This is a genomic window from Streptosporangium carneum, assembly GCF_027922005.1.
Taxonomy (GTDB): Bacteria; Actinomycetota; Actinomycetes; order Streptosporangiales; family Streptosporangiaceae; genus Streptosporangium; species Streptosporangium carneum.
In genome coordinates, this window is record NZ_BSEV01000175.1 from 1 (window position 1) to 512 (window position 512).

The 512-nt window shown below is 64.5% G+C and carries 1 protein-coding gene; it reads right to left on the reverse strand.

Annotated elements, in window-relative coordinates:
* Positions 1 to 15 precede the first annotated feature (15 nt).
* A partial coding sequence (locus PKF00_RS45115; protein WP_271223817.1) for a hypothetical protein occupies positions 16 to 512 on the reverse strand: 497 nt, incomplete at its 5' end.

Consider the following 512-nt stretch of genomic DNA (forward strand, 5'->3'; position numbering starts at 1 on the left):
GGCGGTCCAACGCCGTCACTTGCGTACTCCCGCGCTGTCGATCACCGCCTGCGCCGCTGCGGGCCAGTTGCGATCGGGGACCAGCGTGTTGTCCTTCGCGGTGTTGCCGATCTCTTCCAGCCAGCGGCCGCCGGTGGTGTTGACGGTGTGCCAGTTGCCGCTCGCCACGTTGTCGGTGGAGATGCGCCGCTTGTACATCGCGCCCGCCGTGTTGATGTTCAGCCACTTGCCCCCGGTCTCGACGACGTTGCCGGTGACGCGGAAGTGCTTCGATCCCTCGTCCAGATAGATCGCGATCTTGTTGCCGATGTCGAAGATATGGTTGCCCCGGATCACCGCGCCGGGATTGGCGGAGAGGTTGTAGATAGCCCCGCCGTCCATGAACCAGGTCTTCACGCCGTGGATGCGGTTGCCCTCGATCACGGTGTCGCGCAGCGTGGTGGGCGTGGTGAACCTGGTGTTGTGGACGTAGCCCTTGGCGTTCTCATCGTAGTTCGGGTTGCCGCCCGCAT